Raw genomic sequence first — 18640 nt, 5'->3', positions numbered from 1 at the left:
GTGGTGGGTTTTGTTTGTTAACCCTCCTCTCATTATTTATTTATGGGTGTTTTGCTTTCCCATTCGTGTTCAAATTCTGCTGCGGAAATTTCAAATTCTGTGATATTTCCATCATCTAATCTTTTATCGCATAACATTCCGTAATTATCGGCAAAATGCTTACTATCATAGAATAGAACATTGCCATTTTCATAAACTTCTATTTGTCTACGGGCATAAAAATCCCCACCCAGTTCCATAAAGTAGGTACTAGTACCCCAAGCGTCATATTCACCACCTAGAGATACTTCCCAAAACCATTTGTAATATTTCTTTACTTTTTGTAATGTAGACATAGTAATTTTACTCCTAATACTGCGGTTACTACTTTAAATTTTATGACTTACTCTATTACCTCTAATAATACCTATTTTCCACATTAGCTGTGGTAGATATTAATAACATTATACTGTAAAGTTAGCAATGTTTCTAGATTAGAACATTTAGTTCAGTTGTATTGTTTCCCGTACTTCCATTAAAATGATGCCCAGCATATTTTTTCCACTGCCATCAGATCCACAGCCCCAATAATAGTCTATGGGCGAATTTTCAACTAATTCTTCATTGCCTGTAGCTAGGAGGATCTCTCTAATATCTGCATGGCTAGAAAACTTACATAGCAAGGCTTTTCGCATGATATTATCTTTTACTTGTTCCCAATCGGAACGTAAGGGACGAGTTCTTTCTCTACCCATTTTTGCAGCGTCTTTTGGAGTTTTAACGAGACGAATTTGTTCTAAATGAGGTGTACCAATAAACTTCTGTGCTTGAAAGTAATGTTCGCTGGTAAACCAATATAAATCATCTAATATAAAACCATGAGATGAGAAATTAGAAAAACAACCATATTGATCACGAGTGTTATAAAAATAAATTGTCATCAAACCCTTACCTTAAATATCAATTTACGAATTAGGTTGCTGTAGCCGACGGTTGGCATTATTAAGAATTATTTTAACTTTGTTTTTCGCTATTAGCTAATTCCCTTGGTTCATAGTGACGACAGTCCTGACAAGGACCACTAGGATTAACAGCACAACGGACGTAACCAGAACGAGCGTTAAATTGACAACTAATATCACCTACCAAATAGCCTACGCCTTCTAGATAATAGCGATTACTAGGTCGTGCTTCGCTATCAATTTCAAGGTTCTCAACGGGTCTGATATATTGCCTAATCTGCATCCTGGAAGAGTTAATAGCAGCTTGTCTAATGCGTGCGCGTGTCCGCTGCTGGGTTTTGCGAATCACCCATAAGGACAACAGGGAGGGTAAGAATCCAACGGTGATCAGCAAAAGTGTTCTTAACACCTTCTCTTTACCTCGTTTTTGCGCTAATTGATACTTTTCCCAGTTTAACTAAATTATAGGAATTTAGACCTGGGTTACAAAAATTAATTACTTAAAGCTCTGATGGGTATGTAAGTGTTCACAGTATAGCCCATTATGAATTATCCGTCAGTTGTTTTACTTGAGCAGGAAATCTAGCGTTTTTTAACGATTGCACAGTTGAGAAAGAATCTTGTACCCAAAATTGTTTACCAAAACGCACAAGTTGACGGGAATTACCTGACTGAATAATGCCAATTACTGGAACTTTCGCTTTATCTTTATCTCCTGACTGTTCTTTTAAAATTGATCTGAGGCGATGCTGGACTTCAATAGTACCAGCTTCTTGGGGATTTAATTCCACCATTACCATCTTGACTTCTTCAACTGGTTCTGCATCTTCAACGATAAATTGATTTTGATCATCTCGTTTGTCTACTTTACCCCAAATGATTAATCTGGCATCAACTTGTAGCAGTGAAGCAACTCGTTCATAATTTTTGGGAAAGACGATTGCTTCTGATGATGCAGTTAGGTCTTCTATTTGTAAAATTGCCATTGGATCGCCTTTTTTTGTCACCACTTTTTTGACATTATTGAGCATGACAACGGCACAAAGTATTGTATTATCTTTTTGTTCTCCTAACTGAGCTAAGTTAATTGGTGCCAGAAGTGATGATGATTGTTTGATATCTTTAAGTGGATGAGCCGATACATAAAAACCTAATAATTCTTTTTCCATCCGCAATTTTTCTTGGGGAGGAAAATCTGAAGTTGGTTCAGCTTTGGGAGCAGATTCAAAGGCGTTATTTGATTTTTGTTGATTATTATTACTGGCAAAACCACCACCCATTAAATCAAACAGATTTCCCTGTCCACTGGCTCGATCTTTAGCACGAGATTGCGCCCAATCGTATACTAATTCTAAGTCACGGCTTAATTGTTGGCGGTTGGATTGAATTTTGTCAAAGGCTCCACACTGTATCAATGATTCCAAAGTTCGACGGTTAACTGTACGTAAGTCGATGCGATCGCAAAAATCGCCTAGGGATTTAAACTCACCTCCCTCTGTTCTAGCTTCCAGAATTCCTGCGATCGCATTTTGTCCCACATTTCGCACTGCGGAAAAGCCAAATAAAATCTTCTTGTCTGCTGGTGTAAAATCTAACCCAGAGCGATTAATATCCGGTGGATCTATTTCAATCCCCATAGTTGTGCAGTTGTTCAGATATTTCTGCACTTTGTCAGTATCGCCGCTGTTAGCTGTTAACAGTGCAGCCATATATTCCAAGGGATAATTTGCTTTTAAATATGCAGTTTGATAAGTTACATAAGCATAGGCGGTAGAGTGGGATTTGTTGAAGCAATTAGAGGCGACAAAACCATTCTTTATGGCAAAATTATGATCCTCTTCAACGCCAATATCATAAACATTGGCTTGACCTACGTACTGACGGGAAATTATTTTAACCATATTACTTAGCTTTTGTAAAATAGGACTTACGCATTGAAAAAAATATTATCTATGTGTTCTAGATTATGCAATCACTATTAAGGTTAACAAAAATAAGGTGTATAGGTCTAGATTGCATTGCGCTGTGGATGGTTTAGTGATTTCTCTAAATTGTCCGATACCTAGAAAGTAGACAACCTATATTTAGGAATTCACTATTTTGTTATTCTGTCAATGCGTAACTTTTTTTTTACGGAAAACCTGATTAATTTGGTTCAAATATCCCCTTCTCAGTTGATTCAAGACTTTTTCTATCTATGACAGATTCAATTACTTTTTGCCATTAGCTTGATCATTTCTAGACAATTACCAGCGATCGCATTTTGTGGGTCAAACTTGAGTGCTTGTTGCCAAAATGCGATCGCATCTTGCCATTCTCCTTGCAATGCCGATAATTTACCAGCTAAGGCATGGAAGTCTGCATTGCTGTAATACAAAGCTAGAGCTTGATTATTGCGCGTTGCGGCTTCTGGATAAAAACCTTTTGGCAATAAATACAGTGCTTGTCTGTGATACCAGATGGCTTGGTCGTGCAGACTGATCAAGTCAGATAAGTCGGCTTTGCAGCGTCTACAAGTTGGAGAGGGGGCAGAGGGCAATGGAGAAGTATTGCTGTCAGTTTCTCCCCCTTGCTTCCCTGCTCCCCTTGTCGGACGATATACTACACCACAGACAGGACATTTCATGATTTCTCACTCCGACTCATTGGAAATTGCGTAGTAAAGAAAATCTGAGAGTTCTTCTTGTAACTGGGGTAATTCTGCACTCTTGTTCGCGATCGCATTTTCAATCTGGGTTAATATATCTTGTAATTCCTCTGCTTGTTCAGGATCTACCGTCAGAAGTGTTTGTTGAGCGCGATCTAAAAGTGCGGCTAATTCTGGTGCGATTTCTACTGTTTCGCTGATCTCTTCGCTGGAGATTTCAATTGTTTCATCACTTTCAAATAATGCATCTAAATCTGCCCTGGCTTGCTTCAATTCGTGGCTAGAAAGTTTCTGGATACCTGCATTATTCACTACTAGCGTTCCTTGTTGCCCTTTGCCTTTCTCAGTAGTGGTGACAGTGAGAATGCCATTGATATCAAAGTCAAAGTGAACCTCAATTTGAATGCCCCCGGCTGGTTTGGGTGGTAAGTTTTCCACCTTAAAATCACCTAGCGGCACATTTTCCTCAGCGATCGCATTTTCTCCCTGAAAAACTTCAATTTCTACAATTTCTTGTTCATCAGAAACGGTGGAATAAACTTGGGAGCGAGAAACGGGAACAACGCTATTGCGGGGAATAATCACACTAAAGTAACCGGGCATAATCCCCATTGGTGTAGTCACAGCCGCAGAAATACCCAAAGAATGGGGAATCACATCGACAAGAATAGCATCTACAGATTCACCTACCAACACCCCAGCTTGTAAAGCTGCTCCCAATGCCACACAAAGGTCTGGTTGAATACCATCACTGGGAGTCTGTCCCAGATGCTCTGAGATCATTTCTTGGACTAAGGGAATGCGTGTCGAACCACCAACTAAGATAATCCGGTCAATGTCACCGGGCATTAGGTCTGCATCTGTGAGAGCGCGGTCAATTGCCTCTAAGGTTTCTGTTAATAGAGGGCGAATCAACTTTTCCAAATCTGTTCGCGCTACTTCTGTCTCTAAATGTAATGCCGTCTTGCCCTTACTACCTAAAAAGGCTTCCCGAACTGTGGCAAAAGCGTGGGAACTCAAATCAATTTTTAACTGCTCTGCTGCTCGCAGAAGACGAGCTTGGGTAGGCGCATCATCTGGAACATCTACACTATGCTGTTTACGAAATAGATCCACTAGATAGAGTTGCAAAAGCCTGTCGAAATCGTCTCCACCCAAGCGGTTGTTACCATGAGTAGCTAATACTTCTGTGACTTCGCCTGTAATTTCCACTACCGACACATCAAAAGTACCACCTCCCAAGTCATAAACCAAAACCCGTTCTGTCTCTTCAGAACGCAAATCATAAGCTAAAGCGGCCGCTGTTGGTTCGTTGATAATTTGCAGTACTTCCAAACCAGCTATTTCCCCAGCGGTTTTAGTTGCTTGCCGTTGAGCATCTGTAAAGTAGGCGGGAACTGTAATCACGGCTTGGGTAATTGTTTCTCCCAAAGCATTCTCAGCCCGTTGTTTGAGGGCGCGGAGAATGATAGCGGAAACTTCATGAGGTAAGTATTCTTTATCGCCTAAAGTGGTTTTGTGGTCAGTTCCCATCCACCGCTTAATTGACTTCACCGTGCGTTCAGGAGCAGCAGCATACTGACGCAGTGCTTCTCTTCCCACCAGCACTTTACCCGTATCGCTAAACCCTACGCAGGAAGGTAAAATCAGGTCGCCATCTTCTCCTGGTAATACCCGCACCTGTCCGTTTTCGACAATCGCTACTTCTGAATTTGTTGTCCCTAAATCAATACCGACTGCTTTCATAAAATTTCTAATTTAATTTAAAAGTTATTTGCCCCTGGTGCAATTTCGCAAGCTCACACCATAATGTAATTACAAAATACCGTATTTTGGCAGCATGACGGCTTCACCATTAGAGATAAGATTACAATATATTGACTAAATAATTTATAATTTTTAAGTTGGTAGTTAAATTTCTGCGTTGACGGCTTTCTCTAAACGATTAGTTGCACATTTTGCATCTTTGAGTAAATCATGCCAATTATCTGGAGGATGACCACTTTCCAGCATTTTCTTAAAAACTCGATAAGCGTCTGTGGTACTGTCATAGGAGCGCTTAGAGTTCTCATCGTTAACCCAGGCGAAAACAATTATTTTGCTCTCCAGATGATATCGAAAAAACAGTCGGTACTGCTGAAAAAATTTTGCTCTAAACCAGTGTTTGTAATCGTCACCAAGAGTAGTACCTTGGCGATAATCACTACGTGTTGGATCTTGAAGAATAACATCAAATGCCAGTTTTGCTATGGCAGCTAGACGCTTTGTGGCGTTTTTTTTCTTGTAGTCTTGAGGATACTTTTGATGCAAATGTTCAACCTGGGTCAGAAGTTCTTCAAACTGGTTAAGGAAGAGAGGATGAGCAAATATGTTCCACCCATTAATGACTAGCGGCTGATTTACAGACAAACTTATTCATCCTCGTCAGAGAGTGGTGCATCAAGATCAATATCAACTTCAGCAACCAAGGACTGAACACGGTTTACTAAATCAGAGCTAATCGCTTGTAAGTGCTGAGGATTATTTTGGATATCTCGTGCAATAAAATTTAGAAACTGCCCAAGTATAGGATCGCTTTCTGTCTTGTCAATGCGAGAAATCACTACCTTACCATCAGGCTGGATAGTGTAGCAGATTTTATCACGCTTATCCAAGCCAAGGAACTTGCGAACGGGTTCAGGTATTGTAGTCTGATAGCGATCAGTAAGAGTAGATTCTGAAGATGGGGCTGGTATTACAGCCATAGCGACCTCTCAACCTATCGGTTAAATTCTATCTCCAAGGTAATGCAATTGCATTGTCGTGTCAAGAATCATATTTCTGGTTTGGAGGCTAACGGCAGAAATTTTGTTGGCTTAAGCCAAGTCTCTTTAACTTTAATCCTTGCCTGAATTGAGCGTAAGGATTCTTTGCTGATTACAACACATTGTGCAAATACGCCTATCTAAATCAGTGTCAAAGAGATTATAACCGTCACCAAGTCCGCCAGTGATCCACATATGACAAAACGTGTCAAGTCCTTCCCAAAGATGAGCTTTCGATTTTTTGTGATGATGAATCAAGAATTTATCGGATAGATCACTTGTATTTTCGTGCTTCGTCCAATGTTGTAAATCTAATTTACTAACTTTCAATATCTTCGATGCAAGTTCTCCAGCACTTCTGACTGTTTCAAATGAAAAATTATGAATATAACTATCACTTTCTAACTTAACGTTAACGTGATATCCATTGTTAACTTTGACAACAGAGACTTTTGATTGAGATGATAATACAACTTGCATATTAGTCATAATCGAACTATTACCCAGCTTAGGGTCAAACTTCTTTATACCTGACTCTCTCAATCTTAACAAAAAGTTAAACAACCTAGATATTTAGACTTTAATAAAAAATAGCTCCTAACGCTTGAATTGAGCAGCAAGCGATATCTTCGGTCAGCATTTGCGCGATCGCCCCAACTCAAAACTAAAGTATCACAATATTGTTTACTCTAATGGTTTGTTATACAGCGATCGCTTCGCTCTCTTCAAAACGCTCCGCGTAGCTTGCTTCCCCGAAGGGGTACGACGCTAAACTAAGGCAACTAGAATGATATCAATGCTATCATTCAAATAATTGAGAATATCCCCCAAACGGAGTTCGTTTATGGCAAATTTAATTGTACGTAACATTGATGAAACTATTGTCAAAGCCCTCAAAAAACGGGCAACTCAGCATGGGGTCAGTGCTGAAGCCGAACACCGCAAAATTTTAGAACAGGCATTGCTGCAACCGCAACGAAAATCTTTTGCAGAGGTACTATGCCATATCCCCAATGTTGGCAACGATTCAGACTACGAGCGGGTACAGGATGACACAATCAGACAAATATTTGATTGATACTAACATTATTAGCGAACTCCGAAAAAACAGCAAGGCGAACCCAGGTGTCCTGCAATTTTTCCAGCAAGCGACTGATCTCGCTGCCCCGCTCTATCTCAGTGTCATCACCATTGGCGAACTGCGGCGAGGTGTTGAATTGATCAGGTATCGCGGTGATCAACACCAAGCCGATCTGCTAGAAGACTGGTTGCAGACGGTTTTAGAAGACTACGCCGACCATATTCTAGATTTCACGGCACTTGAGGCTCAGGTTTGGGGCAAATTGCGCGTTCCCCACCCCCAAAATACTCTGGATAAACAGATTGCCGCCACTGCCCTCACCTGCGGCTTAACCCTAGTCACACGGAATGTGAAGGACTTTTCCGGGACAGGCGTTTCCCTGATCAACCCTTTTGAATCCGTTGAGAGTTTTTGACTGACAACTCCGCCCCAGGATTAGTGTGTTGCTTAGTATAAAAAATATAGCGATCGCCTATAAATTCCTGAACCTTTGCGATCGCTTGTCTCGCCGTAGGGATCGCCTTCAACTAAAAACCAAAATATTTTCTGCTCCAATGATTTGTTATACAGCGATCGCCCTGAATAAATTACTTTAATCCAAACAAAGACAAGGCGCGTTACATTTTATTAACGCACTCTACAGGATCTGCGATCGTACTTGATCTTGTAAATCCTGATTCAGACATTGAATTATCATTAAGTATGATGAATTTCCTGTTTTTGACGGATAAATTTAGAACGTCTCATTTTCACGATTTCGGGGATATATTCATTTTTATGATCTTGTCCCTCAAATCCCAATCTTAAATAGACATTACCTCCTATTCCTGGGATTACTTCACCTTGTTCGGTGCGTTTATCGTCTTTAGCAAAGTAAAAAAATTTAAATTTATTATAGATATTTTCTGCAAATTCATTTTGAAGTTTTTGCTCTGCATTTCGATAAATGACAGGTGCAACTATAAATATTTTCTCTGGTTCTATTTTTTGAACCAGGTTAATCAAGTTAGTTTTGACTACACAAGCACCAGAAATAATAGATTTAATTACAATCAAATATTTAACTTTCTCATGAGCAGGTTCTTGATATTTTTTGAGAATAGGAGCTACTTTTAAATCTTCAATTTCAAAAGGAGAAAATCGCTTATTCCAGAAACAAGCAAAGCCAATATTATGTAGATGTTCTTCTAAGGTTAACATTATACCTTTAGCTAAAAAATCAGCATCTTCTACGGTACAAGCTACGTATACATCAGAATTTTTATCATTAATTTCAGAGAGGAGAAAATTACCAAGATTCATCCCTATCTTGGTCATGGTATCTTTGTATTTGTCTGGTTTAACATTCTTATTGGCTAATGTTTCCAGTAATTGCTGAATGTCTTGATTACAAATGTCTGAATATAGCCTAGTCATATTAAGAATACCTCCAATTCATCGAAGGAAGTGGGGTGATTTTTCTTGATAAGTTCCTGAAGTTTTTGAAACTTTGTGGTTTCGATACTGTAATATATTGTTCCTTCATTTAGTCCGTCGAAATACTCCCATTGTAAAAAGCCTCTGCTTAAATTATAGGTAAAACCGTCTATTTTATCAAAAATATCTCTTACTTCTGGGTCTAGCTGTAGTTTTGCTTGAAAGGAACGAATATATGAAGGGCTGCAATTTTGAGCTTTGTTGAGAATATCTATAATAGATACTTTAGATTTATTACTCGCTCCCCAAGCACCAAGTAAAACTGTAGCCAGACATTCAATTTTATCTGGTTCTGGGTTATTAAAAGCACATAAATACTCTAATGAATGTCTAAAATCAGGTTCTTGGGAAATTATTTTAGGTAGGCTATCGGCAAAATAGAAGTAAATAACTTGGCTATAATCTTTAATATCATTGGGAATATTCGTTTGTAATTTATCTCGAAGTTCTGAAGAAGAGACTACTAGCGCAAGTTTTGACACCTTGGAAATTGATTGGTTTAATTCATACTGTTTTTTAAAGTCGTCATTTATTGATTTTTCTCCTGTTCCCCAAGTTATAGCAGAACTGTTTTTAAGTTGATAGTGTTGAAGCGTATTTTCTGAGACAAGTTCAATAATTAAGTCATCAATAAAGGATAGACATTGGCTTAATAAGTAAATTTCTTTGTTACATTCTAAAACGCATTTAGATAATAAGGATATTTTGTAGATAGCAAAGATGTTTTCATAAGTGTTACCTTTACTGTTACTAACACCACCTGTATTTTTATGTTTTATGTATTTTACCGCAGGATCTCCAAATAAATTTTTGATTTGCTCTTCTGTATACATGAGTTTTTTATAGGCTATCATCATTTGTGACAAGTTAAGGAAAAAGGGGAATTGTCAATGACCCAATTGGAATCATTAATTATCTACAAATCCCTAATCGGTTTGGTATAACTAGTTATTATACAGAAATTTTCTATAGAACATTTTTCTAGCATTACAGGTGAATCCTGAATCCTGTCAAGCCCCACGGAATTGTATGTGAAAACAGACACGCTCTACGAGCGATCCCTGTTGGCATATAAGTTTTTGGAGGCGATCGCCCCAACTCAAAACCAAAGTATCACAATATTGTCCGCTCCAATTATTTTTTATAGAGCGATAGAGCGATCGCCTCAACCATCTCTCTCCTAAAGACGATCTCTTTTTTCCTTATATGTATCGTATTATTAACTATTAGAACCCAAATCAAGTTCCTAAACTTCATGTAATTACTGCAAGGATTTAACTGTGATTACAAATGCTAGTAGCCTTACCCTTAGAAACCTCCGTCAAACCTTTGGTTTGAGACTCGACACTAGCGATCGCTTTTTTGATGAATGGTTAAATAATTCACCAACACTAACCGAAGCGGAACTACAAGGACTAGATCGCCTCACTCGCAACTATACCTATCTCAGTCAAGAGGAAGCGCCCCTCGAAGAAATTGTTAAGCTTGTCGTAGTATCGCCATTGCTAGATTTGGCTGGTTTCTATCAATTTCCTTTTTTGGTAAAAGCAGAAGTCAGTACCAGTATCGAAGTTGCTGATGAAGCTAATGCTATCGCGGTTCAAGGCAGAATTGATATTTTGGTAATCCAAGATAGTTTTTGGATTTTGGTAATCGAATCAAAACCTGCAAGGCTAGACGTTACCGCAGGAATTCCTCAAGCACTGACTTACTTGTTGAGCGCTCCTAATTTACAGTCAAGTTGCTATGGAATGGTTACAAATGGCAGAGAAGTATTGTTTTTGAAATGCGACCGCCACCAAAATGTCCCTCAATATACGCGATCGCATACTTATCGGTTACTTGAAAATACAGCAGAACGTATCCAAGTTTTGCAGGGACTTAAACAAATTGGGGCTTATATTGGCGATTTGAGGAGTTAGGCGATAGCGAAGCGCGACCTAGGAATCGCTTAATAATTACTCCTCTATTTTTGTGTCGCTACAATTACCTGTGCTTCTCTCAAGACTTTATCGCCCCATAAATAGCCCCGTACTACTTCCTGAATCACGGTATTATCTGCCATTTCTGCTCTTGACTCACGACCTACAGCATACATCGTCTGGGAATCAAAGGGTTTGCCCTGGGCGGGAATGGGAACAACACGGCGTTGTTTGAGGATTTCTAAAAGCGATCGCCTAATTAACTCTACTCCCTGCTGATTGCTGGTGAAAATTTCAGTTAATGATTCTGATATTGGTAATTTTTCTGGCTCACTAGATTGAGTAGAATTACCATTAATCCAATCTCCTAGTTTTTCCCAGAAGCCTTTTTGTGTTGCTGGTTCTGAATTTGAGGTAGTAGATAATGCTTCTAATTCTTCTTGCCAGTAAGTACAAGCCTGATCTAAAGCATCCATAATACTCAGTAAATCTTTGAGGAATTTCTCCTGCTGCCGCTCAAATTTATCCAATGCTTGTTTTTGAATTTCTTCCAAACGCATTGGCATCTGTTCTTGATCTGAACGAGTCACTGCCAATGCTTGCATCAGAGTATCTTGGGTAGAATGCAATAATTTACCCTGTTGCTTAATTTCATGGCGGAGAGCAGTCCATTCTGCCACCATTTGATAGGTATCAAAGATATTAGCAGATGATGGTGGTTCGCCTAAATATTCGGGGGGTAATTGTTCTGATTGTAAATAATCTAGAAATTTGGTAAATAAAACTTCTTTGTCATTTGTCATTGGTAATTGGTAATTGGTAATTGGTCAATAGTTAGTGGACATTATCAATTATTAGGACTTACGCACTATACAAATTGGAAATGATATGAATCAACGATAATTGGTTATTTCAGGCTTTTGGGACAACTTATTATAAAGGTGCGTCAGATGTAGAAAATCTGTTAATTGTGCCAAATTATCAAGTCTGACGCACCCTACAAGAGACTGAAATCCATATCACATATTTGTTGTGTTCTGTCAATGCGTAAGTTCTAATTATTTAAAATGTGGAACGAATTAAATCATCTAAGCTAACTTCTAGTTGACTTAGGGCTTTTTCTCGCAACTGTTTTAATATCTCTAGATTCAGTTCTGCTTCTAGAGGACGAAATTTCAAGAAATCCTCAGATTGACCTGTTTCTCCTTTACGAAGTGCTTCATAAGCTCCTCGAATTTCCTTAAACTCTTCTGGATAAGTATGAGCCGGGAATTCACGTAGCTTGGCATGATAAGCCGCTTTAATTTGGGCGCTTGTTGCTTCTGGTGAAATTCCTAAGCGTTCGTAGTGGTCAGCCATAAATAATTTCCAATTAAGATGACATCAATTAAACTATCAGTCTTTATCTGTGTTTATCTGCGTTTATCTGCGTTCGATTACTCTTGATATTTGACTTTTACAACAATTCCTGAAAACCTGCTTTTTTTCTACCCTTGCGTTTTTTAGATGTAGGTGGTGCGTTTCTAAAGAGAAAATCTAAATCTATTTCATCTTCATCGTCGTCGTCTTCATCATCTTCATCTGAAAAATCAGGCATACTGTTTAACATCCTTTGCTTGAGTTCTGGAAGCATCCGTTCAAACTCATCTTTAGGGATTTTATTGCCTAATAATTTCTTCAGCATCCCTCCTAATAAATCATCAAAATTTGACATATCGAGATTATCAAATTCCTCTGGATCTGGCATGGCATCCTGAGTTTCTCTAGCATTAAGAAATGCCTGTTCTTCCCGAAATGCTTGTAATGCTTTGGCATCTTGTAGACGACGGGCTAATTCAAATCCCTGTTGCTTTAATTGTTCATAATTTGGATGATCAACATGGTAAGTAGTAGCTTTAGCTAATAGCAATAAAGGGTTTTGTGGTTCCCGACGTAGTGCTTCATCTAGGAAAGGTACAAGGGTTGTAATCTCACCAAAACGGCGTGCTTGGAGTTGAATATTTGCGATCGCATTGCCTGGTTGGGGCATGGTGTCGAGGTAGGAACGCACAGGAATCTCTAGTTTTTTGAGACTATTTTCTTTAACAGCTAAGACAACTAAATTGGCAACTCTGGCTTCTGGATATTCTATGGATAGGTTGATTAACTTTTGCTGATACTGACTGAGTAAAGCAGCGATACCTTTTTCTCGTTTGGCGAAGAGTTGGATAGAAAGAGCGATCGCTTGCAATACAGCAATTTGTTCTTGACCTGCTAATCTTTGAAGAATAGTATCCCATACTTGGGCTGCCGCTTTTTGGTCTAATGAAACCCGACCGCCGGAATTAGGCAGACTTTGGACTGCATTCACAAATATCTGACAAGCGCGGATTGGCGGATCTGTCGAATCTCCTGTCTCCACCAAACGACTAAATAAGGGATAATTTAACGTAGATAGAGCATCTATCCAAGGCAATATTTCCACTTCAGGTTCAATATTCAGATCCCCAAAGTGCTTGCCAAATTTGCGACGAGCTTCATTGAGTGCTTGTTTGTTTCCTACTTCCTCCCAAGAAGCAAGTAAGGCACTATAAACTTCTTCATAACGACATCCACCTTCTAGTGCTTGGGTAGTCAGTGCGATCGCTTCCGGATAATTTTCTTCTATTGCCTCAATTAATCCCTTACGCCCTATTACCTCTGGTGAGGTCGGACAGATGCGCTCTGCTTGTTGTAAAGCTCCCAAACCTGCACGAGAGCGATCTATTGCCATGTAAGCATCTGCCATCCAGCAGTGGAGATGTGCTTGAGTCGCTTTCAATCGTTGTGCCGGCCATTCTTGAGGATTGCGTTTTGCTTCCTGTTCTAACCACTTCAAAAATCGTGTTAACAGACGTGGGCGTTCTTGATTGTTATCATTGGCATCGAAAACTTCTAAGAGATTGATTGCCAGTTGGGGATTAAAGGGTTGCTCTGTCAATAAAGGCTGCCAGAATAGTTCAGCACAGCTTAGTTCTCTTTGATTCCGTGCTTGTTGTCCGGCTAGGGTAAACAGCAATGGACGGAGACTTTCTAATTCTGGAAAGCGTGAGGAACGTCGCTCCATCTTTAACAGCAAATGGGCAGCATCATGGTGATTACCTTGGTCAATCAGTTGCAGCATTCGCAATGCCACTAATGCCTGTTGGCTATTTTTATCTACTGTTGTTCGCGGATTTAAAGATTGGAGGAATTCTGGTTCTGTTTTTCCATGTCCTATTTTTCCATGTTGGAAAATTGCCAATCGCTCTAAAATTGGATGCTCCAAATACTTTGGTTGACCAAATAAAGTTGATTTCAACCCCAAAAGATGAGCCGCAGCATCCCAATTACCGCTGACTTGTTGAGTGTAAACAACCCAAGCAATGGGCAAATCTCCATCAGTGACGGCTCGCTTAATTTTCACAAAAGATGTCAAAGCTGTTTCTGGTTGCCCATTTTTTAGCGCCAGAACACCTCGTACCCAGTGGAGTTGGTTAGCACTAAAGCGTTTAGATTGTTCCTGAATTAATTGCTCAACTGTAGTGGTATCTCCTTTGAGGAACAAGAGTTTTACGTAACAGATGCTGTAATCTTTCGGTAGAGTACCTGCCTCAAAAGCATTTTTGAGCAATTTTAATGCCGCATCTAGTTGCTTCAACTCCAACAAACATTTAGCTTGCCAGTAATGAACTTCTCCCACCAAACCAAATTCTAGAGCGCGGCCAAAGGATTTTTCTGCCTGTTTAAAATCTTGTTTTTGGCATTCTTGCTGACCCCGTAGCAACCAAATTTCTGATTCTGGGGGAGTAAATTCAATATCAGGATGCGATCGCTGATGTTTCTTGATTTCTTCCAATGCTTGCCGATATTTTTGCTGATTCAGCAATTCTTGCAGTTGCTTCTGGAAAGAGTTTTCAGTAACTTTTGTCTCTGTGCTAGAGACCTGTTGTTGTGAGCGTTGTTGAGATTGATGTTTAGCCACTGGGCTTTCTTCCTAATTATTTTTTGATTTTCACCCTCATAGTTAAGGGCGGCTCCAACTACTTTCTTAATTTCAATATTATAAGCCTTAACCTAACCTACAAGATAAGCGATCGCATGACTGAAGTATCTATAAAAATACAATTAACCACCTATAAAGCTATAACTCAACGAAGACTTTCATCAACGTGCAATATGATTCTATCTTCTATCTGTCTCACTTGCTCTATCACAAACGACTTATCCACAGTAATTATTTGGGAAACATTTACAACGGAATCTTGAGATAAGCCTTTATGTTTGGCAAATTTTTCAGCAGCTTCAAACAGAGGATCAGGGATGGAAATTGCTATTTTCATAGCTGAGTATAACTTGAGTTATACCTTCATTTTATCAACTTTTTGTAATTATGGTAATAATCGGTTTAGCACTGTAGGTTGGGTTGAATAAAATGAAACCCAACAAATATCAATAACAGCAATATTGATGTTGGGTTGCGTTCCTTAACCCAACCTACGAGATAGGCGATCGCAATTTATCCACTATAGACATCATTATTATCATAATAATTTGTTATACTTCTTCAAAGTCAGACCACTCAATTCCTAGTTGTTTTATGGCTGCGTGTAACGTTCCTAGTTTTAGATCGCGGCCACTCCAATCAGGAATTACAGTCGCTTTCTGGGTAATTGGATTAAACCACTTTCTATGTGAACCTCCACCACGTCTAGGAATTTCTTCACATCCAAGTTTAGATAATTTCTTCGCAACTTCTCTATAGTTCATCTGATGGAGATAATTGTTTCTATCAAAGCTGGTGAATTGTGGTCTAGAGATTGTAGATTGATAGGAAGCTCTTTACCTAAATCTTGATATGTTTCAAGCACTGCTTCAAAGGCATCTCTAACATTGACTAAAACTTCATCCATAGAATCACCTTCAGTTATCAATTCTGGCAAGAGTGGAGAAGTTACTGTGAAACCTCCTTCTGGTTGAGGTGTAAGCAGTAGTGGAATTTTGTAGAACATAAAAATTTGTTTCTTTACTGAATTTTAGGTTAACGCTGATCAGTTCAATATTCTATCATTGAGTTGGGAAGCTTCAGTATGAAGTTCGTTTTCTAGTTCTGGTGGTAGGTTTAGTTTTATACTCATCTTGCTCTTTTGTTTAGTTTTGATTCTCATTTATTGATTAAACTTAAATCACAGCATATCCCGTATATTGCCTAACATTTTGCGGATGAAAACCCAACACAATTTTATCTTTAGGAATTCCTGCCGCTTCTAATTCATAGGTAACACCATCTTCTGTATCATCTCTTTGTACCCAGATTTTGCCATCAATGATATCAATATGAACTAGGCAACCGTGAATTCTTTTGGCATTCTGCCAACCAATAGTTATTAACAAATAACTATCATTTTCACTATCAAAAACTGTTTTACATTCAATCACTCCATAAGAGTAAGCAATTTGTGTATAAGGTACTAAAACTTCTTTAATAATACAGCGATAATTATCTAAGGTATCCATTGCGTTATCCTCTCAGTTTCAGGATTGAAAACAAGTAAATTCACATTTTCACTTTCTATTAAAAGTTTACCAATCGGTTCTTCAAATAAATCTGTAAATACAGCATCACGTATTCCTAAATATAAAATTCTGTCAGGTTCTAGACGATTCATAACAGCACGATACAAAACAAATCCACCAATAGCATCTTTCAAGTCTGCCATTTCTGAAGGACTAACAAAACTTTTGATTTCTACGGCAATTTTTTTAGTTCCTTGTTCTGCTGCTAAAAGTTGTTTTGCTCCTAAATCTACATACATATCTTTTTGACCCCATTTTAAATGTAGAGGGTCATTTGTAATTATCCAGCCTTCTTTAATTAAGGCATTTTTAACAGCATTGTGATAGATGTCTTTTGCGGGCATATTAAAGATGTTACCTTATTTTCTTAATCGGGCAAGATGCTGATACTGCATTAAACAGAAAGTATCATTTAGGATGATCAAACACTCAAACCTCCCTTTGCGTCTTTGCGTGCAATAACCCCACCAGCCAACAAAACACCATCCTCAGTCCTGTAAATGCTAAAATCAATGACTTGATTAATAAAGAGAAAAATTATGGCATCCATCCGCGAGTTGCACGCACAGCTAGTAAAAAAAGAACGTTCTGCTGTTGAAATCACGCAAGAAGCTTTAGACCGCATTCAAGCGTTAGAGCCAAAATTGCACAGTTTCTTAACTGTAACGGCACAACAGGCTCTAGATCAGGCTCGTGCTGTGGATGCAAAAATCGCTGCTGGGGAAGAAATAGGTATCTTAGCAGGGATTCCCATTGGTATCAAAGATAATATGTGTACCAAGGGTATTCGCACCACTTGCGCCTCGAAAATTTTAGAAAATTTTATCCCGCCTTATGAGTCAACGGTAACGCAAAAACTGGCAACTGCTGGGGCTGTCATGGTTGGTAAAACTAACTTAGATGAGTTTGCAATGGGGAGTTCTACAGAGAACTCTGCTTATCAAATCACGGCTAATCCTTGGGATATTTCACGGGTTCCTGGTGGTTCTTCTGGTGGTTCGGCTGCGGCTGTAGCGGCTGAAGAATGCGTTGTCTCCCTGGGTTCGGATACGGGGGGTTCAATTCGTCAACCAGCTTCTTTTTGCGGTGTGGTGGGGATGAAACCGACTTATGGGTTAGTTTCTCGCTATGGGTTGGTAGCTTATGCTTCGTCTTTGGATCAAATTGGCCCCTTTGCACGTACAGTTGAAGATGCGGCTATATTATTGAGTGCGATCGCAGGATATGATGCCCAAGACGCAACCAGCTTAAACGTCGAAATTCCCGATTACGCAGCCAGCTTAACCCCAGAATTACCAGCAGGAAAAAAGCTGAAAGTCGGTGTAATTAAGGAAACTTTTGGTGAAGGTTTAGATTCTGAAGTAGAATCAGCAGTTAAGAAAGCGATCGCCCAACTAGAAAATCTAGGCGCAGAAATTCACTACATTTCCTGTCCCCGCTTCCGTTATGGCGTACCCAGTTACTATATAATCGCTCCCTCTGAAGCATCAGCTAATCTAGCTCGTTACGATGGCGTTAAATACGGCTTGCGTTCTCCAGATGCAGACAATCTGCTTTCCATGTATACCCGTACACGCTCCACCGGATTTGGTACAGAAGTCAAACGCCGGATTATGATTGGTACTTATGCTCTGAGCGCAGGTTATTACGATGCATATTATCTGCAAGCGCAAAAAGTCCGCACTTTAATTAAAGAAGACTTTGAAAAAGCCTTTCAACAAGTTGATGTTTTAGTCACTCCTACTGCTCCTACCACAGCATTTCAAGCCGGCGAAAAAATCACCGATCCCTTAAGTATGTATTTAAATGACTTAATGACTATTCCCGTCAATCTTGCAGGTTTACCAGGTATCAGCGTACCTTGTGGTTTTGATAGCAAAGGTCTACCAATTGGATTACAGTTGATTGGTAAAGTGCTACGAGAAGATCAACTTTTACAAGTAGCGTATGCTTATGAGCAATCAACTAATTGGCATCTTCAAACAGCGAAAATAGCTTGATAATTCGTAATTCGTAATTAATTCATATTTTAGTTAATGAATTATCAATAATTAATTTAGAGGATGTTGAGGAAATTACAATTTGTATAAAACAAAAAACTATATTGTTGATACATCATCCAGGATTTTTCAAACATCTGTAATATTTAATTACGAATTACTAATTAGGGCTTGCTGTTCGCGGATCATGCCGTT

Annotated in this window: 25 protein-coding genes; 6 read left to right on the top strand and 19 right to left on the bottom strand. The window is 39.0% G+C overall.

Going from position 1 to position 18640, the window contains the following annotated elements; all coding sequences use genetic code 11:
- Positions 1-32: 32 nt before the first annotated feature.
- The 9 genes from VB713_RS14215 to VB713_RS14175 form a co-directional block, all read right to left on the bottom strand.
- Positions 33-335, bottom strand: a complete 303-nt coding sequence (locus VB713_RS14215; RefSeq protein WP_323312171.1) for a hypothetical protein — start codon at positions 333-335, stop codon at positions 33-35.
- A 147-nt stretch (positions 336-482) separates the two neighbouring features.
- Positions 483-920, bottom strand: coding sequence for an NADAR family protein (locus tag VB713_RS14210; protein WP_323312170.1), 438 nt, complete (start codon positions 918-920; stop codon positions 483-485).
- 73 nt (positions 921-993) lie between these two features.
- Positions 994-1350: a DUF6464 family protein gene (locus VB713_RS14205; protein WP_323312169.1), complete on the bottom strand. Its 357-nt coding sequence runs from the start codon at positions 1348-1350 to the stop codon at positions 994-996.
- 133 nt (positions 1351-1483) lie between these two features.
- Entirely contained in the window at positions 1484-2842 is a 1359-nt protein-coding gene (locus tag VB713_RS14200; protein ID WP_323312168.1) for an OB-fold nucleic acid binding domain-containing protein, read from the bottom strand.
- 305 nt (positions 2843-3147) lie between these two features.
- The gene (locus VB713_RS14195) at positions 3148-3567 is read right to left on the bottom strand and encodes a tetratricopeptide repeat protein (RefSeq protein ID WP_323312167.1); all 420 of its coding nucleotides are present in this window, start codon (positions 3565-3567) and stop codon (positions 3148-3150) included.
- 6 nt (positions 3568-3573) lie between these two features.
- Positions 3574-5334 carry an Hsp70 family protein gene (locus tag VB713_RS14190; protein WP_323312166.1) on the bottom strand — a complete coding sequence of 587 codons (1761 nt, stop codon included), beginning with the start codon at positions 5332-5334 and terminating at the stop codon, positions 3574-3576.
- A gap of 165 nt (positions 5335-5499) precedes the next feature.
- Positions 5500-5997: a type II toxin-antitoxin system YhaV family toxin gene (locus tag VB713_RS14185; RefSeq protein WP_323312165.1), complete on the bottom strand. Its 498-nt coding sequence runs from the start codon at positions 5995-5997 to the stop codon at positions 5500-5502.
- Between the two features lie 2 nt (positions 5998-5999).
- Positions 6000-6332 (bottom strand): type II toxin-antitoxin system PrlF family antitoxin, encoded by a 333-nt coding sequence (locus VB713_RS14180; RefSeq protein ID WP_323312164.1) that lies wholly within the window; start codon positions 6330-6332, stop codon positions 6000-6002.
- A gap of 132 nt (positions 6333-6464) precedes the next feature.
- Complete coding sequence (locus tag VB713_RS14175; RefSeq protein ID WP_323312163.1) at positions 6465-6881, bottom strand: hypothetical protein; 417 nt, start codon at positions 6879-6881, stop codon at positions 6465-6467.
- A gap of 355 nt (positions 6882-7236) precedes the next feature.
- On the opposite strand from VB713_RS14175, the gene VB713_RS14170 reads away from it, so the two are divergent.
- The 3 genes from VB713_RS14170 to VB713_RS14160 are packed head-to-tail and all read left to right on the top strand — an operon-like array spanning position 7237 to position 8069.
- Entirely contained in the window at positions 7237-7470 is a 234-nt protein-coding gene (locus VB713_RS14170) for a FitA-like ribbon-helix-helix domain-containing protein (RefSeq protein WP_323312162.1), read from the top strand.
- On the top strand, positions 7442-7888 hold the full coding sequence (locus tag VB713_RS14165) for a type II toxin-antitoxin system VapC family toxin (RefSeq protein WP_323312161.1): 447 nt from the start codon (positions 7442-7444) through the stop codon (positions 7886-7888). The genes VB713_RS14170 and VB713_RS14165 overlap by 29 nt, the downstream gene beginning before the upstream one ends.
- Positions 7889-7913: 25 nt before the next feature.
- The gene (locus tag VB713_RS14160; protein WP_323312160.1) at positions 7914-8069 is read left to right on the top strand and encodes a hypothetical protein; all 156 of its coding nucleotides are present in this window, start codon (positions 7914-7916) and stop codon (positions 8067-8069) included.
- 100 nt (positions 8070-8169) lie between these two features.
- Here VB713_RS14160 and VB713_RS14155 read toward each other — a convergent pair whose 3' ends face one another.
- Positions 8170-8889, bottom strand: a complete 720-nt coding sequence (locus VB713_RS14155; protein WP_323312159.1) for a hypothetical protein — start codon at positions 8887-8889, stop codon at positions 8170-8172.
- Positions 8886-9782 (bottom strand): hypothetical protein, encoded by an 897-nt coding sequence (locus VB713_RS14150; protein ID WP_323312158.1) that lies wholly within the window; start codon positions 9780-9782, stop codon positions 8886-8888. The genes VB713_RS14155 and VB713_RS14150 overlap by 4 nt, the downstream gene beginning before the upstream one ends.
- Before the next feature lie 198 nt (positions 9783-9980).
- Between VB713_RS14150 and VB713_RS14145 the strand changes: the two genes are divergently transcribed.
- Together VB713_RS14145 and VB713_RS14140 are read left to right on the top strand one after the other, a co-directional pair.
- Entirely contained in the window at positions 9981-10133 is a 153-nt protein-coding gene (locus tag VB713_RS14145) for a hypothetical protein (RefSeq protein ID WP_323312157.1), read from the top strand.
- A gap of 96 nt (positions 10134-10229) precedes the next feature.
- Positions 10230-10871 (top strand): type I restriction endonuclease subunit R, encoded by a 642-nt coding sequence (locus tag VB713_RS14140; RefSeq protein WP_323312156.1) that lies wholly within the window; start codon positions 10230-10232, stop codon positions 10869-10871.
- Between the two features lie 44 nt (positions 10872-10915).
- Here VB713_RS14140 and VB713_RS14135 read toward each other — a convergent pair whose 3' ends face one another.
- The 8 genes from VB713_RS14135 to VB713_RS14100 form a co-directional block, all read right to left on the bottom strand.
- Positions 10916-11674 (bottom strand): nucleotide exchange factor GrpE, encoded by a 759-nt coding sequence (locus VB713_RS14135; RefSeq protein ID WP_323312155.1) that lies wholly within the window; start codon positions 11672-11674, stop codon positions 10916-10918.
- Positions 11675-11933: 259 nt separating this feature from the next.
- Positions 11934-12230 carry a J domain-containing protein gene (locus VB713_RS14130; protein WP_323312154.1) on the bottom strand — a complete coding sequence of 99 codons (297 nt, stop codon included), beginning with the start codon at positions 12228-12230 and terminating at the stop codon, positions 11934-11936.
- A gap of 97 nt (positions 12231-12327) precedes the next feature.
- Positions 12328-14853 carry a hypothetical protein gene (locus tag VB713_RS14125; protein WP_323312153.1) on the bottom strand — a complete coding sequence of 842 codons (2526 nt, stop codon included), beginning with the start codon at positions 14851-14853 and terminating at the stop codon, positions 12328-12330.
- 166 nt (positions 14854-15019) lie between these two features.
- Positions 15020-15211: a type II toxin-antitoxin system PemK/MazF family toxin gene (locus tag VB713_RS14120; RefSeq protein ID WP_323312152.1), complete on the bottom strand. Its 192-nt coding sequence runs from the start codon at positions 15209-15211 to the stop codon at positions 15020-15022.
- A 214-nt stretch (positions 15212-15425) separates the two neighbouring features.
- Positions 15426-15638, bottom strand: a complete 213-nt coding sequence (locus VB713_RS14115) for a type II toxin-antitoxin system HicA family toxin (protein WP_323312151.1) — start codon at positions 15636-15638, stop codon at positions 15426-15428.
- On the bottom strand, positions 15635-15880 hold the full coding sequence (locus tag VB713_RS14110; RefSeq protein WP_323312150.1) for a type II toxin-antitoxin system HicB family antitoxin: 246 nt from the start codon (positions 15878-15880) through the stop codon (positions 15635-15637). Before VB713_RS14110 ends, VB713_RS14115 begins: the two co-directional genes overlap by 4 nt.
- Before the next feature lie 169 nt (positions 15881-16049).
- Positions 16050-16385, bottom strand: a complete 336-nt coding sequence (locus VB713_RS14105) for a XisI protein (RefSeq protein WP_323312149.1) — start codon at positions 16383-16385, stop codon at positions 16050-16052.
- On the bottom strand, positions 16373-16789 hold the full coding sequence (locus VB713_RS14100) for a XisH family protein (protein WP_323312148.1): 417 nt from the start codon (positions 16787-16789) through the stop codon (positions 16373-16375). The genes VB713_RS14105 and VB713_RS14100 overlap by 13 nt, the downstream gene beginning before the upstream one ends.
- Positions 16790-16984: 195 nt before the next feature.
- Between VB713_RS14100 and gatA the strand changes: the two genes are divergently transcribed.
- Positions 16985-18445: an Asp-tRNA(Asn)/Glu-tRNA(Gln) amidotransferase subunit GatA gene (gatA, locus tag VB713_RS14095; RefSeq protein ID WP_323312147.1), complete on the top strand. Its 1461-nt coding sequence runs from the start codon at positions 16985-16987 to the stop codon at positions 18443-18445.
- Positions 18446-18640: the final 195 nt, after the last annotated feature.

Origin of the sequence: Anabaena cylindrica UHCC 0172 (assembly GCF_034931625.1) — a bacterium.
GTDB classification, from domain to species: domain Bacteria; phylum Cyanobacteriota; class Cyanobacteriia; order Cyanobacteriales; family Nostocaceae; genus Anabaena; species Anabaena cylindrica_A.
Note: the sequence above shows the minus strand (reverse complement) of the source record. Positions and strands in the feature narration are given on the sequence as shown.